Origin of the sequence: Collinsella sp. HCP28S3_B9 (genome assembly GCF_052066095.1) — a bacterium.
Taxonomy (GTDB): Bacteria; Actinomycetota; Coriobacteriia; order Coriobacteriales; family Coriobacteriaceae; genus Collinsella.
Window position 1 is genome coordinate 1 of record NZ_JBQHST010000059.1, and the last position, 1748, is coordinate 1748.

A 1748-nucleotide genomic window follows, 5' to 3' on the forward strand; every position below is an offset into this window, starting at 1 on the left:
GACCGGGACGGGTTCAACGGCAGGCCCCGCCGACCGATTGCAAGCGGTCGGCGGGGCCATTGTGGCTCTTGACAGCGGATTGGGTCATATGAGCGAAAACCCGCCAGAGCGGGCAAGGTGCCTTGAAACGAGGCGGCATTGACCTTCTGGTCATGCCGCCGAAGTTGAAAGGCAGATTGCCGCTCTGGCGGGTTTGCAGCGTCGAGCCGTTACGCGGTTTGGCAAAACCGCGTAACTCCTAGTAGTCCAGCTTCCACATGTAGCGGCGCGTCATATAGTCCTTGTGGGTGACGGCAGAGAGTGCACGCATGTACACGTTGTTGAGGATCGGCGCGAAGATCAGGTGGTTGAAGTATTCGCTCACGCTGTCCTTGATGTCGTTGAGACCGAGCTCCTTGGCGTCGAGCTGATAGACGCGCTCGCCACCGTACTGGTTTACGAAGCGGATGCCGCGCTCGTCGTTGCAGCGGCTGCGGCCGACGCTGATGAGCTGGAACAGCGAGGTACGCTTGTCCAGGATCTCGAAGGGGCCATGGAAGAAGTCGCAGGTGTTGATGGTGCAGGAGTCGATCTGTAGCATCTCCTGCACGTTGCAGATGCTAAAGACGTAGGCGGCACCAAAGAGCGGACCCTGAGCCATCACGTTGATGCAGGGCTTGTCGGCGTTCTGCTCGGCCCACTTGGCAGCAAGCGGACGGGTGTACTCGACGGCCTTGCGATAGATGGGGTCGACCAAGTCGAAGGCGGCCATGGCGGTCTCGTACTCGGCATAGCCCTCGGTCTGCTGCGTGAGCTCCATGGCGATCATGGTCACGACGGCGGAGTTGGTGCGGCCCATGCAGGACTCGTCGACGGCCAGGCTGTCGTACTGGATCTTGTAGTCGCAGACCTCGGTGAGGGCGGATTCGTCAACATAGATGGCGATGGTGCTGGCGCCGTGGTCCTTGGCGACCTGGGCGGCGACGATAGTCTCCTTGGTGCCGCGCATGGACACGACGACGGCCAAGGTGTTCTCGTTAACGTAGGCAGGGGTGGCGTGCACGAACTCGTTGCTGGTGTAGCTGGAGCTCACGACCTGCGTGGCCTCGTGCTCCATAAAGTACTGGGCAGGATAGTTACCGCCGTTGGATCCGCCGGCGCCAATCCACACGACGCGCTTGATGCCGCCCTTGTCTGCCTTGTCGGCCAAAACCTGGGAGACAACATCCTTAACCTGTTCCTGAGTAGTCATCGTGCATCAGCCTTTCTTCTCGTTTGATGCTCATCACAGGCATACAAGTTACATACATATTTTGGTTATGTCGACTAGTTGTATGCTATATTTGTCTTAGAAATTTTGCTGCTATGGTTTTCGGTAGCTCGATACCAGCAGTTTTATTGTTTTATTAAATACATGCTTGCTTAGGTAAGCATACAGGTTAGATATAGGTTGGCAATATGGGCGTCACATCTAAAAAGAAACTGACCCAATACGAGCGCTTGGCGGGCACGCTGCGCGATCGCATCGCTGCCGGCACGTATGCGCGCGGAGACAAGCTGCCGTCCGAGATGGAACTCATGGACGAATCGGGGCTGTCACGCAGCACCGTACGCCACGCCCTTAAGGTGCTCGTTGATGAGGGCCTGGTGCGCACCGAGCGCGGGCGTGGCGCCGTTGTGGCCCACACCCCCGCGCTCCCCCACAAAAAACAGGTGTTTTAGAGCTAAAACAAACACGTCGAAGGCCAGGGCATGTACCCCCCCACCCC

General features: G+C 58.1%; 2 protein-coding genes. One reads left to right on the forward strand and one right to left on the reverse strand.

What is annotated here, in order from left to right; all coding sequences use genetic code 11:
- Window positions 1-238 precede the first annotated feature (238 nt).
- Window positions 239-1231, reverse strand: coding sequence for an SIS domain-containing protein (locus ACTNBB_RS09020; RefSeq protein WP_117648180.1), 993 nt, complete (start codon window positions 1229-1231; stop codon window positions 239-241).
- A gap of 206 nt (window positions 1232-1437) precedes the next feature.
- Between ACTNBB_RS09020 and ACTNBB_RS09025 the strand changes: the two genes are divergently transcribed.
- Window positions 1438-1701 (forward strand): GntR family transcriptional regulator, encoded by a 264-nt coding sequence (locus ACTNBB_RS09025; RefSeq protein WP_441071093.1) that lies wholly within the window; start codon window positions 1438-1440, stop codon window positions 1699-1701.
- The last annotated feature ends 47 nt before the right edge of the window (window positions 1702-1748 follow it).